The organism is Streptomyces sp. BR123 (assembly GCF_013401435.1).
Lineage (GTDB): Bacteria > Actinomycetota > Actinomycetes > Streptomycetales > Streptomycetaceae > Streptomyces.
On record NZ_JACBGN010000019.1, the window covers coordinates 23,656 to 44,929 of the forward strand.

Annotated in this window: 20 protein-coding genes and 3 pseudogenes; 9 read left to right on the plus strand and 14 right to left on the minus strand. The window is 70.0% G+C overall.

Going from position 1 to position 21,274, the window contains the following annotated elements; translation table 11 throughout:
* Positions 1-35 precede the first annotated feature (35 nt).
* Positions 36-977: a hydroxymethylbilane synthase gene (gene hemC / locus HYE82_RS05320; RefSeq protein WP_179172745.1), complete on the minus strand. Its 942-nt coding sequence runs from the start codon at positions 975-977 to the stop codon at positions 36-38.
* Positions 978-1,076: 99 nt separating this feature from the next.
* On the opposite strand from hemC (HYE82_RS05320), the gene hemC (HYE82_RS05325) reads away from it, so the two are divergent.
* Positions 1,077-2,012, plus strand: a complete 936-nt coding sequence (gene hemC / locus HYE82_RS05325; protein WP_179172746.1) for a hydroxymethylbilane synthase — start codon at positions 1,077-1,079, stop codon at positions 2,010-2,012.
* Here hemC (HYE82_RS05325) and HYE82_RS39470 read toward each other — a convergent pair.
* The 3 genes and pseudogenes from HYE82_RS39470 to HYE82_RS05350 form a co-directional block, all read right to left on the minus strand.
* Positions 1,999-2,857, minus strand: a pseudogene (locus tag HYE82_RS39470) (hypothetical protein). The gene hemC (HYE82_RS05325) and the pseudogene HYE82_RS39470 overlap by 14 nt on opposite strands.
* 294 nt (positions 2,858-3,151) lie before the next feature.
* The gene (locus HYE82_RS05345) at positions 3,152-3,409 is read right to left on the minus strand and encodes a hypothetical protein (protein ID WP_179172749.1); all 258 of its coding nucleotides are present in this window, start codon (positions 3,407-3,409) and stop codon (positions 3,152-3,154) included.
* On the minus strand, positions 3,406-3,564 hold the full coding sequence (locus HYE82_RS05350) for a hypothetical protein (protein WP_179172750.1): 159 nt from the start codon (positions 3,562-3,564) through the stop codon (positions 3,406-3,408). Before HYE82_RS05350 ends, HYE82_RS05345 begins: the two co-directional genes overlap by 4 nt.
* A 214-nt stretch (positions 3,565-3,778) precedes the next feature.
* Here HYE82_RS05350 and HYE82_RS05355 point away from each other — a divergent pair, with 214 nt between their 5' ends.
* From HYE82_RS05355 to HYE82_RS37725, 3 genes and pseudogenes are all read left to right on the plus strand, one after another.
* On the plus strand, positions 3,779-4,432 hold the full coding sequence (locus HYE82_RS05355; protein WP_256986935.1) for a helix-turn-helix transcriptional regulator: 654 nt from the start codon (positions 3,779-3,781) through the stop codon (positions 4,430-4,432).
* A 228-nt stretch (positions 4,433-4,660) separates the two neighbouring features.
* Positions 4,661-5,071, plus strand: coding sequence for a hypothetical protein (locus tag HYE82_RS05360; RefSeq protein ID WP_179172751.1), 411 nt, complete (start codon positions 4,661-4,663; stop codon positions 5,069-5,071).
* 35 nt (positions 5,072-5,106) lie between these two features.
* Positions 5,107-5,403 (plus strand): annotated as a pseudogene (locus HYE82_RS37725) (transposase); the annotation flags it as partial.
* Between the two features lie 220 nt (positions 5,404-5,623).
* On the opposite strand, the gene HYE82_RS05370 reads toward HYE82_RS37725, so the two are convergent.
* The 6 genes and pseudogenes from HYE82_RS05370 to HYE82_RS05395 form a co-directional block, all read right to left on the minus strand.
* Positions 5,624-6,061: a hypothetical protein gene (locus tag HYE82_RS05370; RefSeq protein WP_179172753.1), complete on the minus strand. Its 438-nt coding sequence runs from the start codon at positions 6,059-6,061 to the stop codon at positions 5,624-5,626.
* Between the two features lie 377 nt (positions 6,062-6,438).
* A pseudogene (locus HYE82_RS05375) lies at positions 6,439-6,819 on the minus strand (hypothetical protein); the annotation flags it as partial.
* 13 nt (positions 6,820-6,832) lie between these two features.
* Complete coding sequence (locus HYE82_RS05380) at positions 6,833-7,267, minus strand: hypothetical protein (protein WP_179172754.1); 435 nt, start codon at positions 7,265-7,267, stop codon at positions 6,833-6,835.
* Between the two features lie 300 nt (positions 7,268-7,567).
* On the minus strand, positions 7,568-8,650 hold the full coding sequence (locus HYE82_RS05385; protein ID WP_179172755.1) for a zeta toxin family protein: 1,083 nt from the start codon (positions 8,648-8,650) through the stop codon (positions 7,568-7,570).
* A 27-nt stretch (positions 8,651-8,677) separates the two neighbouring features.
* Positions 8,678-8,911, minus strand: a complete 234-nt coding sequence (locus HYE82_RS05390) for a hypothetical protein (RefSeq protein WP_179172756.1) — start codon at positions 8,909-8,911, stop codon at positions 8,678-8,680.
* A gap of 170 nt (positions 8,912-9,081) precedes the next feature.
* Positions 9,082-10,221, minus strand: coding sequence for a tyrosine-type recombinase/integrase (locus HYE82_RS05395; RefSeq protein ID WP_256986936.1), 1,140 nt, complete (start codon positions 10,219-10,221; stop codon positions 9,082-9,084).
* 211 nt (positions 10,222-10,432) lie between these two features.
* Between HYE82_RS05395 and HYE82_RS05400 the strand changes: the two genes are divergently transcribed.
* Positions 10,433-11,278, plus strand: coding sequence for a hypothetical protein (locus HYE82_RS05400; RefSeq protein WP_179172757.1), 846 nt, complete (start codon positions 10,433-10,435; stop codon positions 11,276-11,278).
* Positions 11,275-11,571, plus strand: a complete 297-nt coding sequence (locus HYE82_RS05405; protein ID WP_179172758.1) for a hypothetical protein — start codon at positions 11,275-11,277, stop codon at positions 11,569-11,571. Before HYE82_RS05400 ends, HYE82_RS05405 begins: the two co-directional genes overlap by 4 nt.
* Positions 11,572-11,741: 170 nt before the next feature.
* On the opposite strand, the gene HYE82_RS05410 is transcribed toward HYE82_RS05405, so the two are convergent.
* Entirely contained in the window at positions 11,742-12,650 is a 909-nt protein-coding gene (locus HYE82_RS05410) for a recombinase family protein (protein ID WP_256986937.1), read from the minus strand.
* Positions 12,651-13,345: 695 nt separating this feature from the next.
* On the opposite strand from HYE82_RS05410, the gene HYE82_RS05415 reads away from it, so the two are divergent.
* Both HYE82_RS05415 and HYE82_RS05420 read left to right on the plus strand, forming a co-directional pair.
* Positions 13,346-14,383, plus strand: a complete 1,038-nt coding sequence (locus HYE82_RS05415) for a S8 family serine peptidase (RefSeq protein ID WP_309144203.1) — start codon at positions 13,346-13,348, stop codon at positions 14,381-14,383.
* Positions 14,384-14,668: 285 nt separating this feature from the next.
* Complete coding sequence (locus HYE82_RS05420) at positions 14,669-15,685, plus strand: DUF4158 domain-containing protein (protein WP_179172759.1); 1,017 nt, start codon at positions 14,669-14,671, stop codon at positions 15,683-15,685.
* A gap of 223 nt (positions 15,686-15,908) precedes the next feature.
* Here the strand turns inward: HYE82_RS05420 and HYE82_RS05425 are convergent, their stop codons facing one another.
* A complete protein-coding gene (locus HYE82_RS05425; RefSeq protein WP_179172760.1) occupies positions 15,909-16,352 on the minus strand; it encodes an SCO4225 family membrane protein in 444 nt (147 codons plus the stop codon).
* Positions 16,353-16,437: 85 nt separating this feature from the next.
* Complete coding sequence (locus HYE82_RS05430) at positions 16,438-19,371, minus strand: BTAD domain-containing putative transcriptional regulator (protein WP_309144204.1); 2,934 nt, start codon at positions 19,369-19,371, stop codon at positions 16,438-16,440.
* A 335-nt stretch (positions 19,372-19,706) separates the two neighbouring features.
* Between HYE82_RS05430 and HYE82_RS05435 the strand changes: the two genes are divergently transcribed.
* Positions 19,707-19,907, plus strand: coding sequence for a hypothetical protein (locus HYE82_RS05435; RefSeq protein ID WP_179172761.1), 201 nt, complete (start codon positions 19,707-19,709; stop codon positions 19,905-19,907).
* A 259-nt stretch (positions 19,908-20,166) separates the two neighbouring features.
* On the opposite strand, the gene HYE82_RS05440 is transcribed toward HYE82_RS05435, so the two are convergent.
* Entirely contained in the window at positions 20,167-21,195 is a 1,029-nt protein-coding gene (locus tag HYE82_RS05440; protein ID WP_179172762.1) for a hypothetical protein, read from the minus strand.
* Positions 21,196-21,274 lie beyond the last annotated feature (79 nt).

Sequence of the window (21,274 nt, forward strand, 5' to 3'; positions counted from 1 at the left end):
TGTCGGCATGCACTTCCGACAGGGGCCGGCGCGAGTCACCTCGGCGTGTTGCCGAGGTGCCCTTTTTCGGCTCGTGTGGCGTTGGGACCGAGCTTTCGAGCGCCGTGGCGCATGAGCCTTCGGCAGACCGCCATCGCACTCTCTTCTGCCCCGAATCCGGTGTGCACCGCATCGATCAGCACGCGGCCGTCAGGGGAGAAAACGGAGGCGTGGACGGTGATCTGTCCGTCGCCGCCGATGGTGGCGTAGCCGGCCAGCGGGGCGTTGCAGAAGCCGCCCAAATGGCGCAGCACAGTGCGTTCGGCGGTGGCCTGCCGCTCGGCGGTGGGGTCGCTGAGGCCGGCCGCGATCTCCAGGGGGATTTCGTCGTCCTTGCGGCACTGGAGGACGATGGCGGCGGCCCCCAGCGGCGGGCAGATCAGGTGCGGGGAAATGCGCTCGCTGATGCGGTGGGCCAGGCCGAGCCGGTCCAGCCCGGAGGTCCCGAGGATCAGGCCGTCGACTGCCCCGTCGTCGAGGGCGGCCAGCCTCTCGTCCGCCGGTCCGCGCAGGGGCACCACTTCCAGGTCCGGCCGCAGTCGGCGGAGGTACGCCCGCCGCCGGATGGCTGCGGTGCCGATGCGGGCGCCGCTGGGAAGGGCGTCCAGGGTCATGTGTGGGTTGCGGTGCACCAGGGCGTCACGCAGGTCTCCCCGCGGCCGGAAGCCGCCCATGACCAGCCCCGGGGTGTCGTGGGTGGGGGTGTCCTTGAGGCAGTGCACCGCGATGTCGATCTCACCGGCCAGTAGCGCCGCTTCGATCTCGTTCGTGAACACCCCCTCGGACTCCAGCGCGGCACGCGCCGTCCCGGCCTGGTCGCCGCCGGCCTCGTGGAACGGGATCAGGACGGTGTGGGTCGGGGACAGCGCGGACAGCAGGGGTGCGGTCTGGGTGAGGGACATCAGCGAGGCGCGGGCGCCGATTCGTAGACGGGACACTGGGGGTTCCATTCATAGTGACAATCTGTCGGAATCTGCACTGTTCTGGTGCAAGTAGGATTTCGCGTCAACACGCTTGCGGATGCGAGGAGTTGACTCATGAGCAGCGTCGTTACGATCGGTTCGAGGGCGAGCAAGCTGGCTCGGACGCAGGTCACCGAGTGGCTGACGCCCCTGGCAGCGCGGTTTCCCGATGTCCGGTTCAAGCGGGAGATCATCCTGGAGGGCGGTGACCAGGACCGGATCACGCCGACCCTCGCCGAGGTTGCGAAGACGGCCGGCGGCTCGGCCTTCTCCACCAATCAGGAGGCGGCCTTGGTGACCGGCCGAGTGGACGTCATCGTGCATTCCCTCAAGGACCTCCCCACCTCCGTGCACGGGGGCACCGTGCTGCTGACCACGCCGGGCCCCCGCGAGGACGTACGAGATGTGCTGTGCGGCGCGACGCTGGAGGACCTCCCCGAGGGGGCACGGGTCGGCACCGGTGCCCCCCGCCGGATCGCGCAGCTCCTCGCGCTGCGCCCGGACCTTGAGGTGGTGCCGATCCGCGGCAACGTTCCCGGCCGTCTCGCGCGGACCAGGGGCCGGGGCCGGCTGGACGCGGTGGTGCTGGCCGCTGCCGGCCTGAACCGGCTCGGGCTGATGCCGGAGGTTCACCAGGTCCTCGACTCGGCGCTCTTCCCGCCGTCGCCCGGCCAGGGCGCGCTCGGCATCCAGGTCCGCGCCGACTCCGACGCGGCCCGGCTTCTGGCCGGCACCGGCGATTGGGGCGTGGACGCGTGCGTGCGGGCGGAACGCGCCCTGCTGGCCGAGCTGCACGGCGGGTGCTCCGTACCGGTCGGGGCATGGGGGCATATCGCGCAGGACGGGCTGCTCCACCTGTCGGCGGCCGTCACCTCGCTGGACGGGGCGCAGCAGGTGACCGCGGCCGGAGCTGGTCCGGCGGACGCCCCGGAGAAGCTCGGCGCGTGCCTGGCCGCCGACCTCCAGGCCCAGGGCGCAGCCGCCATCCTCGCGGAGATCAGGAAGCCCTGAGCCGGCGGGCGAGGTCGAGGGCGCCATAGGTGAGGATCCGGCTGGCCCCGGACCGTTTGAGAACGGTGTAGGCCTCCAGCAGGCCCGTCACGGTCCGGCCGCCGTCCGGGGCGGGGTCGGTCAGCCGCAGGTACTCGCCCGAGACGGAGAACGGCATCACCGGCACCGGCAGCTTCTGCCTGAGTCCGACGAGGGTGTCCACGGTGTGGAGGGCGGGCTCGGTGAGGATCATGTCCGCGCCCTCGTCGACCATCTCCCGCGCGGTATGCACGGCCTGCTCGGGCTGGCCGGGATCCAGCTGGAAAGCGCGGCGACCGGAACGCGGCGTCGCACCCATGGTGGCGCGGTACCCCTCTTACAGGCTTGACTCGAAGATGAGGTGGGGCATGATCGCCACGTCACGGTGGTCGGCCGCGTTCAGGGCTTCGCGTACGGCCCGCACGGAGCCGGGGATCATCGCCGCCGGGCCCACGATGTCCGCGCCGGCCTCGGCCTGCATGGCAGCCTGCGCGGCCAGCACCTGCGTGGTCTCTTCCAGGTCCGCGTGGCCGCCGGGTTCCGTAAGGAAGCACTCGCCGGAGTTGTTGTGCGAGCACACAGGTCTCGGTCATCACCGCGATACCGGGCCGGGCCTTTTTCACTGCCCTGATCGCACGCGCCATGAGGCCGGTCGGCGAGGAGCTCTGGGAGGCGCGGGCGTCCCGCATCCGCGACCCGGCGAAGACCTTCACCGACCGCACGCCCGCATCATCCAGCGCGGCGATGACGCCGGGGAGCTCGCGCACGGTGTACGTGGGCATCGGGCGCGGGGTGGTGTCGTCGTCTTCTCGCATCAGCAGCACCATCGTCAGGTCTGCCGGTGCCAGGGTCGGCCCGCTGAGGAAGTTCCGGATGGCTAAGCGGTGGGTGGGCACATCATCCTCCTGGTGTGGTGGCGGCCCTGCGGCCGGGGGCACGCCCTCTACTTGCGGGAAGGGGACACCGTGCCAGGCCCGGGGAGGGCTGGGGCTGGCACGAGGAGAGGGCGTGTTCCAGGCCGCAGGGTGCGGCAGGACAGGGCTCTAGAGAGCGGTGCGGGTACCGCACCGGCAGACGGGTAAGGTCGATCACCAGCGCGGGCCCGAGAGGATCACGGCTGCCTAACCGCGCGGCGGGTGCTCGGTCACCTTCACGACATCTCGTATCAGGGCCCTGGCTTCGCGGCCTGAGGGGAGTCGGATCCACAGGTAGGCCTGGTCGGCCTCCACGCCCTTCCAGCCGGAGCCGACCTGCACGACGCGGCCGGCGATCTCCTCGGGCGTCTCTCGGCGGCGATCCTCGGGTTCCACATAGGACCAGCCGGTCACGGTGTCGCCGACCTTGAAGCGGGCGCGCCCGCCGCGGGCCATGGCGGTCACTCCTCCGTTTCGGTGGACACATCGCCACCGGTGCTGCCCCGGGAATCCCTTGGCGAGTCCTCCCAGCGGGCGAGGAATGTTTTCAGGCCGTACTCGGCCCGGTCGATGAGTTCGGGGCTGGGCTGGCCGTGCGGGTGCAGCCTACTGCTGGTCATCTTGGGGCCTCGTGCTCGCGTGGGAGTCGGGGAGTGTGGTCCCGCCCGCCGGCCTCGGGGGGAAACCTGCGGGCGGGACGGCCGCCCTGAGCGGCTGATCTCCAGTCAACCCAGAGACTGAGCAGGAGGAGACTCCACGGGGTGACTCCAAGACGGAGTCACCCCGTGCCGAATGGGCCTAGCATCGACTCACCGCTACTCGAGGGAGTCGCATATGCACCAACAGCCAGACCCGCGCGCGGTCATGGCCGGGCTGCTCAGTGACGACCGGCTGCTCCGTGCCTGCGCAGAACGCGACATGGGCACCGTTTTCCGACTGCTCAACAACCGGGGCGTCTCTACTCGCCAGATCGCCGGCGACGTCGGCATCACCCAAGGGCGGCTGTACGACTACATGACCGGCAAGAGCCGGGTGGAGAAGCTGGTCGTGTTCGAGCAGATCGCCGACGCCTTCCACATCCCCGGCCACCTGCTGGGGCTGGCTCGACGTTCCTGGGAGCCGGCAGCTGCGGTGCCGGAACACCAGCGCGCCGACCGTCCGCCGCCGGACGGCGATGATCTCACGGCGATGGACCACTTCCGCAGCGCCGACCGGCAGACCGGCGGAGGCCGCCTCTATGGGGCGGTGGTGCGGCACCTCTCGGACCGTGTGGCGCCGCGACTCGTGGACACCAGCAGCGGCCCTCAGGTGTTCGCCGCCGCCGCGGCGCTGACCGAAATGGCCGGGTGGTCGGCCAAGTCCTGGCAGCAGGTGAACGTGTCGATGCCACACTCCCAGATCGCCTGGATAGCTGGTGCGAGCTGCTCGTCGATCTGGGCATGGAGGTCCCCGACCCGGACGAGAACGGTGGGATGCGTGCCTTCGTAAGACGTCATCGCAGGAGCATAGAAGCGGAGTACTACATCAGAGTAGGCGGAGCCCGCCGGCAACATGCTCCGCTTCAACCAGCCGCGCACCCGCTAGGCCGTCTCCTTTGGATCTTGTCGGCTAGCCCGTATCCACCGGCACTGCATGGGACGACAGATGCCTGTGGTCGCCAACGGCCAGGCAGAATGTGGTGTGACCTGTGATGTCTGTGGCCATGAGATGCGACGAATGCCGGTGGGTGAACCGTCGATGCGGGACGTGGCGGTGAAGGAACGCTGGTTCTGCCCCTGGTGCTATGCGTGGACCGAATTCGGATACGACCCGCGCGAGGTCTCGCGGCCGCAGTACGGCTACATACCGTGGGAGCGGGCGGAATCCCAGCAACTTCCGGAGGGCGTCACCCACGTGTACGACGTGGCGTACGCGTACTCCGCTGACGGATTCGGTGCAACGCTGTGCGGACTGGCCCATGAGGGCCTCACCGCCTCAGCGTACCTGTGGATGTCTGAGTGGCCGAGTGCTTGCGAGGCGTGCAAGGAGGCCGTTGCGGTCATCGACGAGCGCTGGCCTCTGCATATGCGGAACGGCAACCGGGTCTCTCCCGCCCCGCCTCCGGGTTCCGACTGGCCGCCCTTCTAAGCGCTCCCTTTAGATCATCTGATCGTTGGTCCGGTGTGTCGTTGACTGACGCCCAGTGGGCCCGCATTGAGCCATTGTTACCGGACCGGACTCCTCGGCGGGGTGGGCGGTGGCGGGATCACCGGCAGGTGATCGACGCGATCGCGTTCAAGTACCGCACCGGCACCCCGTGGATGGACCTCCCGGAGCACTTCGGGTCATGGAAGGGCGCCCACAACCGGCTGCGGAAGTGGGCGGCCGACGGCACGTGGGCGAAGGTCTTCCCCGCCCTGCTTGCCCAGGCCGATGCGGAGGGCGACCTCGACTGGGTGGTCGCGGTCGACTCCACGATCGTCCGGAGGGCGTTCTGCCGCTCCACGGCGGCCGGGGTGAGGGGCTGGTCGCCCGCGTCGCCGCCGATCTCGCGCCGCAGGGAGTCGAGGCAGACCACGGCGTCGACCGCCGCGGTCTGGGCGTACGTCGACTTGCCCGAGGCCCCCGGGCCGACCGCGACCAGCAGTGTGCCGGGGACGAGGTCGAGGGCCGGAATGGTCAGGAAGCGCGTGGTGGTCGTCATCCCTGCACCTTCTCGGTGTCGGTGTTCTCGGGCGCGACCGGCTGGCCGTCGTCCGTGTCGTCGTCGGCCAGCCGCTGGAGCACGGCGGCCACGGTGACCGTCTGATCCACCGCCATGGCGTCGAGGAGCGGCTGATGCAGCGCCTTGTAGCCGGTCTCGAAGCCGTTGTGGTACCGGCAGGGGTCTGAGGCCTCGGAGCAGGCCCCGCAGCTCTCCCAGTCGGTGTCGTACGGCTCGATCTCCACCCGCTCGTGCTGCTCGGACGGTTCCAGGCGGAACGCGGCCTCGGGGCGGAAGACGCCGAGCTCGCGCTGCGGCCAGTCCTGGGGCAGCTCCCGAACCTGCAAGGCGAGGGCGGCCGCGACCGCAGGCTGGTGCTCGACCAGCCGACGCCACAGGTTCTCCGCGGCCAGCACCGGGTCGTCGAGGCTCACAGCGCCGCGCCCTTGCCGTCCCGGGGCATGAGCAGGCCGTTCGTGCGGTGCAGGATGCGGTCGATGTACTCGTCCAGGTCCAGGTCGAGGTCCGCGTCGGCGCGGAGTTCCTGGGGCGTGCGGGTCCAGTCGGTCAGGTCGGCCACCTCACGGGCGCCGCGGAGCGCGTCTTCCCGGGAGGGGAAGGCGGCGAGCCCCAGGCCGGAGTGGTGGGTCAGCCGCCACGGGTTGGCGGCGCCGTCTCCCTCCTCGCGGAGGTCTTCCGGCAGCTCGAAGACGCGCAGGCCCGGCACCGGCTCGACGCCGACCACGGCGAAGTCGCCGTTGGAGCCGACCACGCGGATCCGGCAGGCGACCGGCGGCAGCGCGGTGCCGTACGGGTCGATCTCGGGATGCGTGAAGCGGATCGGCTTGCCAAGGGCCCGGGCGTAGTCGATCTCAGAGCGGGTGGAGTCCCCGATGTAGTCGCCGACGATCAGCACCTCGTCGGCGAGGCGGATCTTCGCCCGGTGCAGCTCGTCGAGACGGTACTTCAAGTCCTCAGCGTTCGCCGGGTCGCCCCACAGCGTGTGCGGCTGCTTCATGTCGCAGCCCGGGCGGACGACGATCCGGCCGGCGGCGGTCTCCTGGAGGTCCGCCTCGGTCATCGCCTCCATGAAGCGGGTGGAGCCGCAGATGGCGACGATGACCGGCAGGCCGAGCCCTCGCTTCGCGGCGACGAGGTGACGCTCAGGGGTGAGTAACTGCGGGTGTGACATAAGCGGTTCTCCTCTACTTCGGGTTGAAGATGCAGTCGAAGGCCTCGCGGAAGACGGCCACGTTCTCGGCGGTCATCCGGTAGGCGATGGCCCTCTGCCAGCTCGGGTTGTTGGGGTCGTAGTGGGCGTAGACCGCGGTCTCGATGCCCGCGGGCCACCACTTCCGGCGCTCTCCTCGGGTGATGGCGCGGGACAGGGCGATGGTCGGGCCGCGCAGGTCGCCGCCGAAGTGCGCGCGCAGTTCCTCCGCGTCCTTGTCGCCGTCGGCCTCCACGACGAGGCGGGCGAAGGTGAGGGCGTTGCCCGGGAGCGACGCGAGGTACTGCACGGCGCGTTCGACATTCCACGAGGTGTCGACCGCCACCGCGAGCTCCTCGCGGTGCTCAGCGAGCAGTTCGAGCAGTTTCCGCTCGAACTCGGGGGAGGCGCCTTCAATGGTGATCTTCACGAAGGCCTCCGGTGAATTCTTGCCCGATTCTTACTTCGGTTCTGCATGGGAGGAGCATGCCGGAGCGCGCCCCGGCTCATCTAGACCAGGTAGAGAATCTGGCCAGAATTTTGCACGAAACGAGTGGACCGGCGCCCCGACAACGCCAGTTGGGCCATCCGCGCGCCCGGCGGCCGTGCAAAACAGCCACCCCTCGGTGCGTCCGTTGATGTAGTACTGGAGCGCGTCCCAGGTGACCGGCGGGATCGGCGGCGGGCTGTCCGCTGGGGGCATGGGCGCGGACGGGGAGGAATCGCTACCTCACCGTCCGCGACCGCGACGGTCGGGCTGGTGGCCCTGCTGTTGTACCGGGGCGGCCGGACGGCCGACCTGCTGAGTGGTCCCCGTGATGGAGCGGCCGGTAGGCGGCTTGGCGGTGACCGACCTCGCCCGCGCGGCCGCGGTGCTCACGCGCATGCCCGCCTCGGTGCTCCGGTGCTGCATCACGGGAGCGTGTGGGCCGGGCGCGGGCTCTTGGGCCCAGTCGCCGCGGTCGAGTTTGATCAGTCCGGTGAGCGCGCCTTCGGTGTAGAGCCGCTCGGCGTTGGCCCGAGCCACGGAGAACGAGGCCGCCTCGCCTTGCGCGTACAGGGCGCGGATGAGTGGTTCGGGCGCCATCCGGCCGCCGTAGTCTTCGGTGCCCTGATCGAACGCGATGCGGCCTTCTTGCCAGCGCAGCGCGTTCTGTTCGAGCGAGGTCTGCATCGGCACCTCGATGCTGAGCACGACCCTCTCGCTGTACCCCTGCCGGTTCAGGTCGCCGAGCAGAGACTTCGTCTTGTCGAAGTTCTTCATGACGCCGTCGTAGAGCAGGTTGAAGCCCTGCTCACGGGCCCAATCCTCGAAGGTGTCCTGGAGGTGGGCGCTCTCGCGGTGCACGAGCGGTGCGAGTTCGGCCGGAGCCAGTCGCAGCCCGCCAGGCAGCGCATATGCGTGCGACGGCAGGGCGGGTGCGCCGCCGTGGCGGAAGATCTTCTCCTTGAACTCGTCGGGGTCCAGTACCACGTACTGGTCGAGGTCCATTCCATGTGCTTGGGCCAGGGCCTGGCCGAGCTTGGTGTCGTCGCCCTGACGGTCCCGCAGCAGCCGCTGGGACTGTCCCTTGCCGGCGCCGGGCGGCCCCGCCGTGAGCAGTACAGCCTTGCCGTCGCGCGGAAGGCCGGAGCAGGCGGCCATTGCCTCGTCCAGAATCTCCTTGTGCAGCCGCCGCCGCTCCACCGTCCAGGTTCTGTTGCGGTAGTGCTGGCCGTAGGTGTCGGCCGGCCCGGTCGCCAGGTCCCCCGTGGTGAAGCGGTCCTGCAAGTGCCGGTAGAGGGCGCGGTACTCCGCGCGTAGCACGTCCACGTTGTGGTCTCTCCCTTGTCCGTTCAGTCAGAGGGACTGCCGGCGGCGGAAGATCTCCTCATAGTCCTCGTCGGTGATCTTGTCGAGGAGCATCGCTTGTGCCACAACGTCAGTGGTGTTGTCCTGGTGGTCGGGCAGGGTGTGGGCGGGGTCGAAGTCGCGCTCCTCGAACGGCCAGGCCGCGACCGTGCTGATCATCTCTTCCCGGCTGACCTCCCCGGCCGCGTAGCTGTTCAGGTATGCGCGCAGCGATGCTGTCATCGAGTGCTCCTTCCATGGCCGCGATGCGGCCACCTTGTGGTGGAATGTTGATCTTCGCAGACCGGTCGCTATGACCATGTCTCGGTCTTCGTGGATGGACACGCCTGGCTCGCCAGGAACGGAAGTCCGCAGAGCCCAAGACGACCCCTGCACGCTCTTCTCGTCCAGCCTTAGGTCGTGCCGTGATCCAGGGTGCCGGCGACGTCGGCGCCCAAGCCGTACCCGGGGCTGTCGTCGAGGAGTTCCTTGCGCTGGTTGTAGCGCTGGGTTGTGCGGGAGTCCTTGTGGTCGGCCCAGCGTTGGATCTTGTCCGGACGGGCATCGGGCCTCGAGAGCGCGTGCGTGATGGCGTCGACCTTGGTGCCGTGCGGACCGCGCAGCGGGAGCCCGGCGCGCCTGGCCAGGGACTGGAGGAGTCGCCACACCGCCGGTTCATCGAGCTGGCCGCCGGTAGCCGTGCAGAAAAGCCATCCGTCGGTCCGGCCGTCGAGGTACTCCTGGAGTGCATCCCAGGCCACGGGCGGAATGGGCTTCTTCTTCCGCCCTCCGCCTTTCATCTTCTCCAGGAGCAGGACGCGGTGTCCCCTGTCGTAGCCGAGGTCTTCGACGCGGGCGTTGAGCAGGGAGTCGATGCGCAGGCAGCAGGTGTAGAGCACGAGGAGCAGAGCGTACGCACGCTTGCGGTATGCCGCGACGCGATGCTCGTCGCGGGCGACGGCCAGGAACCGGGCCCACTCCGCTTCGGTGTAGCCGGGCGTGGACGAGTAGTCCGGATCGACGTACGGCCGCTGGACCGCGTCGAAGGGGTTCTTCACCCCGTCGTCGCTGACCTTGTCCAGGTAGACGAAGAAGCTGGAGGCTGCCGACAGAGCGTTCTTCCGCGAAGCGTCTGAGTACGGCTTGCCGGTGCGGGCCATCTCGCCCCGCCGGCCCCCCTTGACCGGCACCCACGTCGGGGTGGTCTCCAGGTACATGCGGAAGGTGTCGGCGAGGCCGAACTTCACGGCCATGGGGTGTGTGCCGTGGTCCCGGGCGAACTCCTCGAACGCGTGGAAGCCACGGGCGTAGGACTTCTGCGTGTTCACCGACCGCTGATGGGCGATCCAGGATGCGGCGAGCGTCGGCAGCATGTCCTCCTCTCCGTATAGAGCGAGCAGGTGGTCGTACAGCTTCCTCACGTGCTCGGGCCAGAGGTCGCGCGGGTCGTGCCGGAAAGTCGCGAGCGTCGCCCGGGGTGAGCGGGCAACCTTCGAGCCCGGCATGTCGGGTGATTCACCTGATTCCAGGACATCCTGATCCGATGTCAGCATACCCACAGCATAACCGTAATTATCCTGTGGGTTCATGGCGGAGCCCCGAACGTCATCCTCCGCCTGACGTGCGCGGCCTGTCTGGCTTTGACTGACAGAGCTGCTATGTCAGCTCTGATGGACAATCAAGACTGGGCAGTTGTGGTCTGACATATATCAATTGTCAGCTTCAGACTGACAGCGTGTGGGCGTCAGTCCTAGGGTGACGGGCATGACCGAGACGAGCCCCCAGGCCGACACGACTCCCGAACCGACGCACCCGTACACCCTGGCCGCCCTGGCGCGCCTCATGCTCTCCAAGGCGCACCGCGATACCGCCGAGACCGCACTCAGCCGCATCGGAACCCAGGACGACTCCTCCGCCACGGTCGCGCCGGGCGACTTCGTGCGCCAGGCCACCGAACTGATCCGGCTCGCCGAACACACCCAGCGCTGCGCCGTCGTCTACGAGCGCGAGCGCGGCACCAGCTGGGAGGACATCGGCGACGCCCTGGGCATCACCAAGCAGTCCGCCCACGCCAAGTTCGCCGAGTACGTCAACGAGTGGGACGAGCCGTTCGACAAGCCCGAGCGGCGGCACCCGGACGGCACCGCCGACGACAGGCGCATCCCCTACGGAGCCCGCTACGCACCGGGCGCCGCAGTGCCCGCGAACGGCAGCGCCGAGAAGACGGCCGCCGGGCTGGACCGATGGCTGCGCCGGCACGACGGCTGGGCCGACCAGGAACACCCGGTCAGCGGCAGCCTGCCCCGGTACTCGACCAGCGAGATGGCACTGCTCGTCGGTCGCGCCGCCCACCGCATGCGGATCGACCGGCTGGTGCCCGACCCCTACGCGGAGGCCGACCTCTGGGACTACCACGCCGAGCTCCAGGAGCGCATGGTCTACGAGAGCGAACACGGGGGCCTCTCCCTCCACCCCAAGATCAACTACCCCCTGGAAGCCGCCCGCTCCCGGGCCCGCGCCGCAGCCCTGCGCGAGGCCGCCGGCCACGCCAACCTCCGCGACGCCCGGCCCGCCCGAACCGGCGCCGCAACCCAGGAGAGCGCCCGATGACCGAATCCGCCGAGCCGAAGCGGCCGATGTCCCAGAAGACGGCCCGCGAATTCATCGCCGACGCACACCTCGTTCTCCGGGACCGCGAGACCCGCCACTACGAGGTCGTCACCGAACGCGGCACCGTCTTCGGCCACGTCGAGCCCGCCTACAAGGCCGGACTCCGATCCGGCTGGGCCGCAGGCACCATCCGCCCCGCCAACCTGCCCGTACACGCCACCCGTGACCAGGCTGGAGCCGAGGCTCTGCGGCAGTGGATCGCGCTGGCCATCGCCAAGCCCAGGCAGGTTTGAACCTGGCGCCCTACATGGAGGACGTTATCCATGGTCAGGCAGATGCTTGATTCGGCTGATCTTCAGCAGCCTTCTTTCGCTCGGCCAGCTTGCCAAGTTGAAAAGTGATGAGGGCTGCCATGATGGGTGCCACTGTCTGCAGCCAGCTGCGGGCGGTCTCGAATCTTTGTTTAGGCTGCGTCACCGCTACGTGGAGTGTTACCTGTCCACCCGGAATGGCCATGGGAACACTGCTGGTGGGCGCGGGGCTTGGCGCCACAGAGCTCGGTGCCGTGACTGTGGGCTGAGGGGAAGGGGTCCGGATCCCTTCTTCGATACCGAGGGGAATGAGACTCGCGAGTGCCGCCACGAGGGCTGCTGCTACGCCGAGGAGCATTTGCACCCAAAAAGACTTGGTGCGTGACGGCGTATGAGACGGCTGGCTGGGACTTCTCCCGGATGTACTCGCGCTCGGACTCCGCCATGCCGGCGAAGAAGGCGAACAGGGCGGCGCCGTGCCCGGAGGGATCGTAGACGCCCTTGAGCGGGCCGGTGAGGAGTTCGAGCTCGATGTCGTGGTGACGCAGGTCCTCGGCGATGGTGAGGAGTTCGGCGGCGCCACGGCCCAGGCGCTTCATCTCGTGGACGGTAAAGATGACCCGCTGGTGGGGGACGGCCTTCTTGATGGTGCGGGCGAAGTCCATGGCTTTGGTGAACTCCGGCCGGACTTTGATGCGGGTGCTGATCTTCTCCGAGAAGACCGGATCGCACCCGGCCTCGTCGAGCGCGTCGAGCTGGCTCTGGAGCTCCTGCTGCGCGGTCGAGCAGCGCGCGTACCCGACGCGGGTCGGCTTCGTCGCGGCCTCCGGCGCTGCGGCGTCGATCGCGGGGCCCATCTCCCAGGCGCGGCTGGGGCCGCGGTCGGCGGGGGTGCGGACTTCGAGTTCGGCGCGGAGCTGGGGGACGAGCATGAAGCGCGGGGTGTGGTACTTCGGGGCGACTTTGCCGCCGCGGGTGCGGCAGGTGCTTCCGGCGGGGGCGGAGCAGGTGGGGCAGTCGAACTGTTCGACGGCGGCGGCCGGTTCGGCAAGCTCTGACATGTCGCAGAACCTATCGCGAGAGTCTTTGTGTGAGTGCCGTTTTGCGAGAGGTTCTGAGAACGGCGGTTGGGGGCAAACCGGACACGTTCCGGCGGGGCTCGCGGTTTCGCAGAACTAACCATTTCTGCGAACACGAAGCGTGACTCCCTTAACACGGGTGCCGCCTGCCGCGCGGCAGGGCAAGTCACCCTGCCGACGAACGGTTTCGGGGCTGCGGTTGCGGCGGGCACGTCACCCGGAGGTCGTGGCTTTCGGCTCTGGTCCGAATTGGGCCGTAGAGGCGAGTCCGCTACTGCATCGGGGCGCCTTCCCGGTGCCGTCACCGGTTCCGCCGTCAGGGTGCGGCCGATGATGTGGGGCGAATCTGCCGGGCCCCCGGGGGCGCTCAGACAGACCGAAGGCGCTGCCCGTGCCCCGGTCGGGTTCACCTGCCGAATCCGATCCGAAGGAGGGCCATGCGGCCCGTGCAGATCCTGCGGTTGCTCCTGGGGGCCGTGCCCCTCGTGGCGACCCTTGCCCTGGTCCCTGGCGCCGTAGACGCCCAGGCAACGGAGCCCGGGGGCCGACCGGCCCCGGTGGTGGTCACCGTGCCGGCAGCAAGACCGCCAGAAAGACCGGCGACGTCGAAGCCGGTGTGTACGCCTAAGCCGGGCCGAGCCACCTGTCAGTCCCTGGTCCGCACCGACCTCCCGGCGGTGAGGAGCCTGACCCCGGGGTCCCTGCCAGCCGGGTACGGGCCTCCCCACATCCGCCGTATCTACCAGCTGCCCTTCGGTGGTGGGGGCCGCACGGTGGCGATCGTCAGCGCCTTCCACTACCCCACCGCCGAGGCCGACCTCGCCGAATACCGCCGCACGTACGGCCTGCCGCCGTGCACCACCGCCAACGGCTGCTTCGACCAGGTCTACGCGACCGGCGTCCAGCCGCCCGTCGATGCCGGCTGGGCGCTGGAGAGCGCCATCGACATCGAGGCGGTCAGCGCGTCCTGCCCCCGCTGCCGCATCGTGCTCGTAGAAGCCGCCAGCGACGTCATCGGCGATCTGCTCAACGCGGTGACCGTGGCCCGCACGGGCGTGCCGGGCGTCTTCCCGCCGGCGAAGTTCATCTCCATGAGCTGGGGCGACGGGGAGAACCCCGTCCAGCCGGTCATCGATCCGACCTACTTTGACTTCCCCGGCGTCGCTTTCGTCGCGTCCTCCGGCAACACCGGTGGTGTCCCCGACTGGCCCGCCCTGTCCAAGTTCGTCACCGCCGCCGGCGGCACCCGCATCAACGAGGTTGCGAACCCGGTACCGGGCCCGCAGCGCACCCGTCCCCGCCCCTATTACGAAACCGCCTGGTCCGGCTCCGGCTCCGGCTGCACCCAGTTCCAGCCCAAGCCGGTCTGGCAGGCCGACACGATCTGCCCCACCACTCGCACCAGCGTGGACGTCTCCGCGCTCGCCGACCCGACCACCGGCATCTCCATCTACACCACGACCCCCACACCCGACAACCAAACGGGCTGGCTGATCGCCGGCGGCACCAGCGTCGCCTCCCCCCTGATCGCCGGCATCTACGCCCAGGCCGGCAACCCTGGACCAAACGACCGCCCCAACTCCTACCCCTACGCCAACCGCCGGTTCTTCTGGGACATCAACGTGGGCACCGCCGGCGCCTTCTCCGCCGGCCTCGGCTACGACGCCCCCACCGGGGTCGGCAGCCCCCGCGGAGTCCGCGGCTTCCGGCGCTGACCCAGACCGGAACGACAACCAGGCGGCGCCCGACCAGGACCACCTGGCCGGGCGCCGAACTGTCCCCTGCATCGGAGCCGCTGCGGACGATCAAGCAGCTGGCCGGGCACGGCGGCCAGCATCTATCCGCCCTCACTGTGTGAGCCGTTGCAAGCCCGGACCTTCGTGACGGCTCCCCCGGGCTACGGCCCGGCCGTTGCTCCGACGCCAACGACTCGTTGAGCCGAACGAGTGGCACAGGGGTGTGGCCGATGATGGGCTGACTGTAAAGGGGTGGGCACCCGGATGGCGCGTGATCTGGGCCTGGACGAGGTTGTCGACCACTTCACGCTCAACAGCGAGGAGACCGGGTGGCTGCGGAACAAGACCGGCGCCACCCGGCTCGGTTTCGCGGTGCAGCTGAAGTTCCTGCTCTGGCGCGGGCGGTTCCCGAAGATGCGGCTGGAGCTGCCGCGCGACGCGGTGGAGCATGTTGCCCGCCAGCTCGGCGTCGACGCCGGTGAGCTGGCCGCGTACGACTTCACCTCCCGGACCGCCCAGCGGCACCGAACTGAGCTGCGGGAGCTGACCGGCTGGCACGAGTGCACCCGTACCGACCTGGTGAAGCTCACCTCCTGGCTGGTCGATGAGATCTGGCACGACGAGCGGCGCGAGGAGCCGATCCGCGCCGAGCTGCTGGGGCAGATGCGCACCAACCTGATCGAGCCGCCCACGGCCGACCGGGTCACCACCATCGTCCGCTCCGCGCTCCACCAGGCCGAGGAACGCGCGATCGAAGAGGTCGCCGCCCGGCTGGCGCGGGCCGACGGGTGCACGCGACGGCTGGACGCGCTGGTGTTCACAGACGTCGACGACGACCAGGACGACACCGAGCCCGGCGACGAGAGTGAAGCCGTCGAGGCCGTCTTGTCGCAGATCAAAGCCCACCCGGGCAACGTCAGCCTGAACTCGCTGCTGGAGGAGATCGCCAAGCTCAAGCAGGTCCGCGCCCTGGCGGTGCCAGCCGACGCCTTCGCCCGGATCGGGCCGCAGGTCATCGACGCCTGGCGAGCCCGCGCGGCGGCGTCCTCGCCCAGCCACCTTCGGCGCTTCAGCCCTGAGGTGCGGCACGTGCTGCTCGCCGCGCTGGTCTTCCGCCGCGAGCGGGAGATCACCGACACCCTGGTGGAGCTGCTGAATTCCACCGTGCACCGCATCAATGCCCGCGCCGAGAAGAAGGTCACCTGGCCCAGACATCCGGCCCGACCGTCTCCCCGACCCACTCCCCTTGAACCACGAAAACGAGTCTGGCCCCGCCGCTGACACGGCGGGGCCAGAACCCAACATTTTCATCAGTCTTCTAGGACTCCGGGGCCGGGCCAGGCGGTATCGCTGTCCGCCTTCCTGGTCGGCAGCGCGCCAGCGGTACGGTCCGGGTGCCGCGACTGCCGTGACGACCGCCACCGTCTGCGGGCGGGCGTCCTCCGTTCTCCTGGGCGTCTTCTCCTCGCGCGCCACCGATGACCGGGTCGGCGCGACGGGAGGATCAGCTCTCGACGGACTTCCCGGACGTCTCTTCCGGAAGGTTCTCCCACTGCGGCGCCGTGGCGGGTCGCCGCCCGAACCGCTCGGCGGCCTGTCGGACCGCCCGGGCGGCGAGGCCCAACAGGAACGCCTGGAAGAGGTAGGAGAACAGCAGGATGAACCACACGACCGCATCCGATTCCGGCGCCCATTCCCCGGCGGCGTTGACCATCGCGATGAGGGCGGCCCCCGTGGGCACGGCGAGCAGCAGGGCCCACAGCCCGGCAGTCTGGCTGCCGTCGTCGCCGGCGCCGATCAGCAGCAGGAAGCCGGCGAGGCCGAGGTAGGCCCGCGAGAGCCAGTTTCCGAAGGTGATGCCGACGATCGTGCGCAGCTTTCCGGAACGCAAGGGGTTCTCCTGGTGGTGGTGCCCGGGGCGGGCGGTCAGCCCGCGTGTGACCGCCATGGTGATCCCGCCCGGGCGGCCGCGTCAGAGTACGCGTACTCAGAGCGTCCGGCTGTCCTACTCGTTCGGGGCCGGTCAGCATCGGTCAGACGGTGAAGGGGACCTCCGGGTTGAGGAGTTGCCGCACGGGCTCCGCTTCGGGGACTCCGAGGCTCTCGAAGATGTCGAGCGCTTCCCGCCAGCACGCGGTCGCCCTGACCGTTTGGCCCATCTCGCTGAGGGCCTCTCCGAGGACCACGAGGACCGTGGCCCGGCGCCAGTCACCGCCGAGGCCGCGCAGGGCGAGCGCCTGTTCGGCGTGGGCAGCGGCTCGGGCGGGACGGCGGGCGGCGAGGTGGGCCTCGGCGAGGCGGAAGTGGGTGACGCCCTCCCAGAGGCGCTGGCGGTTGTCGTGGAAGAGGGACAGCGCCCGGTCGAGATGGTCCAGGGCCTCGGCGAGGCGGCCCGCCCGGGTGAGGGCGATGCCGAGCGCGTACCGGCCGTTGGCCAGGCGCAGGGTGAGGCCCATCCGGTCGTAGACGGCGATGGCCTGCTCGGCGAGTTCGATCGCGCTGTCCAGGCGGCCCAGATTCACGTGCACGCGGGAGAGGTTGCACAAGGCGCTGGCCTCGCCAACGCGGTCGCCGTCCTGACGGAAGTTGTCCCTGGCTTCGAGCAGGTGGCGTTCCGCGTCCTGCAGCCGACCTTCGTACAGGGCGATGATGCCGCGGTCGTTGGAGGCCCAGCAGTGGGGCAGGGGATCGCCGGAGTCGCGGGCCAGGACCAGGGCCCGGCGGGCCTCGTCGTCGGCCTCGGCGAAGCGGCCCGCGATCAAGTGGACGCCGGCGAGGGTGGTGCGGGCGCGGCCCTCGGCGTACGGGTCCTTCGCCGCCCGCGCCGCGTCGCGCAGGGCCAGCGCAGCGGATTCGTACTGGCGGACCTTGGCCCCGGACTCTGCGAGGTCCTTCGACGCCCACAGCAGGTCCACTGCACGGCGAAGTGCATCGAGGGTGCGCACGGTGTTCTGACGGATGCAGGCGAGGAGGAGATCTGCCTCGCCGTACAGCCAGTCCTGGGCAGAGCTCTCGTTCGGGAAGGACAGCCCCGGGTGGCGGGCGTGGGCCAGGTGATCGACGACCCGGTCGCCGGGGCGCTCCAGGGCGTAGACCCCGGAGGCGGTGGCGAGGTAGAAGTCCAGGAGCCTGTCGAGGGCGGCGTCCCGCTCGGCCGGGAACTCGTCGCGCTCGACGCAGGCGCGCGCGTAGAGGCGTACGAGGTCGTGGAAGCGGTAGCGGCCGGGCGCGGCGGACTCCAGCAGGGAGAAGTCAACCAGGCTTTCCAGTATTTCCTCGGCGTCGTGCTCGGGCCGGTCGAGTACGGCGGCTGCGGCGGCCAGGGAGATGTCGGGGCCGTCGGCGAGGCCGAGGAGGCGGAACGCGCGCTGCTGGGCGGGCTCCAGCTGGCCGTAGCCCAGCTCGAAGGTGGCCTTGACGGCGAGGTCGCCGGCCTGGAGCTCGTCGAGGCGGCGGCGTTCGTCGGCGAGCTTCGCGGCGAGGACCGACACCGTCCAGGTGCGGCGGGCGGCGAGCCGGGACGCGGCGATGCAGATCGCGAGCGGTAGAAAACCGCAGGCAGCGACGACATCGTCGGCGGCCTGCCGTTCGGCGCCGACCCGTTCGGCGCCGGCGATCCGGCTGAACAGCTGGAGGGCTTCCTCGGGGCTCATCACGTCGAGGTCGACGAGGTGCGCCTCGGTGAGGCCTGCCATGCGGACCCGGCTGGTGATCAGGGCGGCGCAGCCCGGAGCGCCCGGCAGCAGCGGGCGGATCTGAGCGGCGTCGCGGGCGTTGTCGAGGAGGACCAGGACGCGGCGGCCGTCGAGGGTGGACCGGTAGAGTGCGGCCCGCTCGTCAACCGGGTCAGGAATGACGGCATCAGGGGTACCCAGGGCGCGCAGGAAGGCGCCGAGGACCGCAGCAGGCTCGGCGGGGCGAGGCCCGGTGCCCCCGAGGTCGGCGTAGAGCTGGCCGTCGGGGAAGTGCGGGCGGGCGGCGTGCGCCACGTGCACGGCCAGGGTGGTCTTGCCGACCCCGCCCATGCCCGCGACCGCGGAGACGGCCATGACCTGGCCCTCCGCGCCGGCGAGGATCTCGCTCAGTTCCCGGATGCGATGCGTGGCACCCGTGAAGTGGGGCACGGGTGCCGGGAGCTGGGCGGGCCGTACCTGAATGGACGGTGGGGCAGGGGCCGGGGCATCGCCGCCGGCAAGTTCGGCGTCGGCTCGCAGGATGCGCTGCTGGAGCGCGGAGAGTTCCGGGCGGGGGTCGACGCCGAGCTCGTCGGCGAGGAGCCGGCGGGTGTCCGCGTACACGGCAAGCGCCTCGGCCTGCCTGCCGCTGCGGTACAGGGCGAGCATGAGGAGCTCGCGCAGCCGTTCGCGCAGCGGGTGGGCGGCGGTCAGGGCGGTCAGCTCGGCGACGGCCTCGGCGTGGTGGCCGACCTCCAGGTCGAGGTCGAGGCGGGCCTCCAGCAGCTGGAGCCGCCATTCCGCAAGGCGGATCCGCTGGCTTTCCGCGAAGGGGCCGGGGACTCCGGCCAGTGGCTCGCCGTCCCATTGTTCCAGGGCGCGGTTCAGCAGGGCGCGGGCCAGGGCCCGGTCCCCGGCGGTGCGGGCCCGTTCCGCTTCGTCGGCGAGGCCCTCGGCGATACCGAGGTCGAGGGACTCGGCGCGGGGCAGGCGGATGGCGTAGCCGCCGGATTCGGAGACGAGCAGCCCGGGGTCGAGGACCTTGCGGAGCCGGGAGGCGTACGTACGCAGCACGGCCAGGGCTTGCGGCGGAGGGTTCTCGCCCCACATGGCGTCGAGCAGTTCCGGCGCGGTGGCGGTCCGGCCGCCGCGCAGCAGGAGGGCGGCGAGCAGGGCGCGCTGCTGCGGGGTGCCGGACGGCAGCGCCTCGCTGCCGCGCCAGGCACGGACAGGGCCGAGCACCGTGAACCTCGTCCTTGTTCCGTCTGCCCCTGCTGTCACTTCGTCTCGCACCCCCCGGTACGACCTCCTCGACGTATGCAGGACGTACAGCGTTCGTATATCTCCGGAAGTCAGGATGGATCCACTGACGTCTGGACCAGACTGCCCAGTCCGGTTTGCTGTGCGTCCGTAAAGGTACCCCGGGATGGCTTCCCGGGGTCCTTGGCGTATTCAAATTTCCCCAACTCTATTGCAGCGAGCCTGCTTTGGGCTACCGTCGAAGCGTCGTCACGCCGCTGAAGGTGCCGAGGACCCTCTAGCCAAGGGTTCCGTCGACGCGTCTCTCGTGCCGCGTGCCGATGCACACCCGGACTGGGCAATCGGACGTTAGGAGAGGGCGCACTGTCATGCACTTCACGACTTCGTCGGTGGGGCTGCTGGCCGGCGTGATCATCACGCTGGCCTACTTCGCGCTGGTCGGCTATGTGGTCAGATCGCTGCGCAGCACCCGTCGGCTTCCCACGGTCATCCTGGCCGTCTCGGGGCTGGTCGGAGCGTTGCCGGCCATCCTCTACGCGCTGTACCGCGCGCTCCATGTGACCGCCTGAATTTGGCGGAACTTAACGGATCATCAGCACGGGAGGGCTGCGGCACGGTAGGTGCCGCAGCCCTCCCCGAATCCGTCCACGCCCCTGCCGTCGCCACCCTCGTGTACGCAGGGTCTCCGCAGTCGTGCCGCAGCTCCCACTCCGGCACGAGATCCCGCTGCGGGGCGCCGGCCCGCACCCGCAGGACGGCAACCCGGGCTCCCGGCCTGGCCGCTGCTCGTCAGGGAGCAGGACGAGCGCCGAAGCGGCCCCGTACCGCTCAGTCCTCCCAGTCCGCGTCGTGGCCGCCGCGCATGGTCCGCCATGCCTCAAGGTCTGCCAACGCCTTCTGCGCCAACTGGGCGTACTGCACCGGGCACTCCCACAGCTCGCGGGCCGAGAACTCGGCGGGCACGGGGGTGTCGGGGTGGTCGTCCGGCGCGTACAGGTGGACCACCGCGCGGTACCGGGACTGCACGGTGGAATCGGCGGTGGACCAGGGGTGCTGCGGATGCTCGCAGGAGACGTCCAGGTCGATGGTGGCGAGCGCAGCGGCCAGGTCGCGCGCGTACGAGGGCGGCAGACCCTCGTACGTCTGGGCAATGCCCATCCACAGGCACAGGAACACGCCGATCCGCTCCTCGTCCCGCAGCTGCCCGGTGAGCCAGCGGCGGGCGGACCACAGAGCGACCGGGCCGGTGTTGCCCTCCCCGCTGCGTCTGATCGCCTCCTGCACGGCGACGACGTCGACGCGGCCGTCGCCCCGGACGAACTGCGCGTCCAGATGGGAGACGTCGATGCCGCCGAAGACCTCCTCGTGCGCCTCGTGCAAGCGGCCCAGGGCCTCATCGACGAGTTCCGCGAGGAACCCTTCACAATCGAAGGCGGCCAGCTCCTCCTCATCAAGGCCGTAGTCGTCGGCGAAGACGGCCCGTCCCGCCTCGGTCAGCATGCTCACCCCGGCCTCGACCGCGTACTCCGAGTCCAGGTCCGCGGGGTGGGCGCCGGCCGGGCAGGCGCAGGAGGCCCGGTCCAACTGCGCGCGGAACCCGTCCAGGGCCCGTACGTACGACGCGAACAGGGACTTGCTGAAGATGCGGGCGGAGACGTACCAGCAGGTGGCGTGCAGGAGGATCGTGTACCCGGTCCGCTCCCGGCGGCCCTCCGGGGTGGCCTCGCGGCCGTGTGCCTCCGCCGCGTCGTCGGCGAGGACGGCGAGGGTCGATTCGGGATCTGCGTAGGGGTGGTCGCTGACGATCCCCGACAGGTCGGAGACCAGCTCGAGGTGGTCGGCAGGCAGCGTGGGCATCGCTTCAGTCACATCCGTAACCGACGATGATGCAGGTCGGACGGTTCCCCCGGCGTGCGTGGCCGATGGTCCGGTCGAC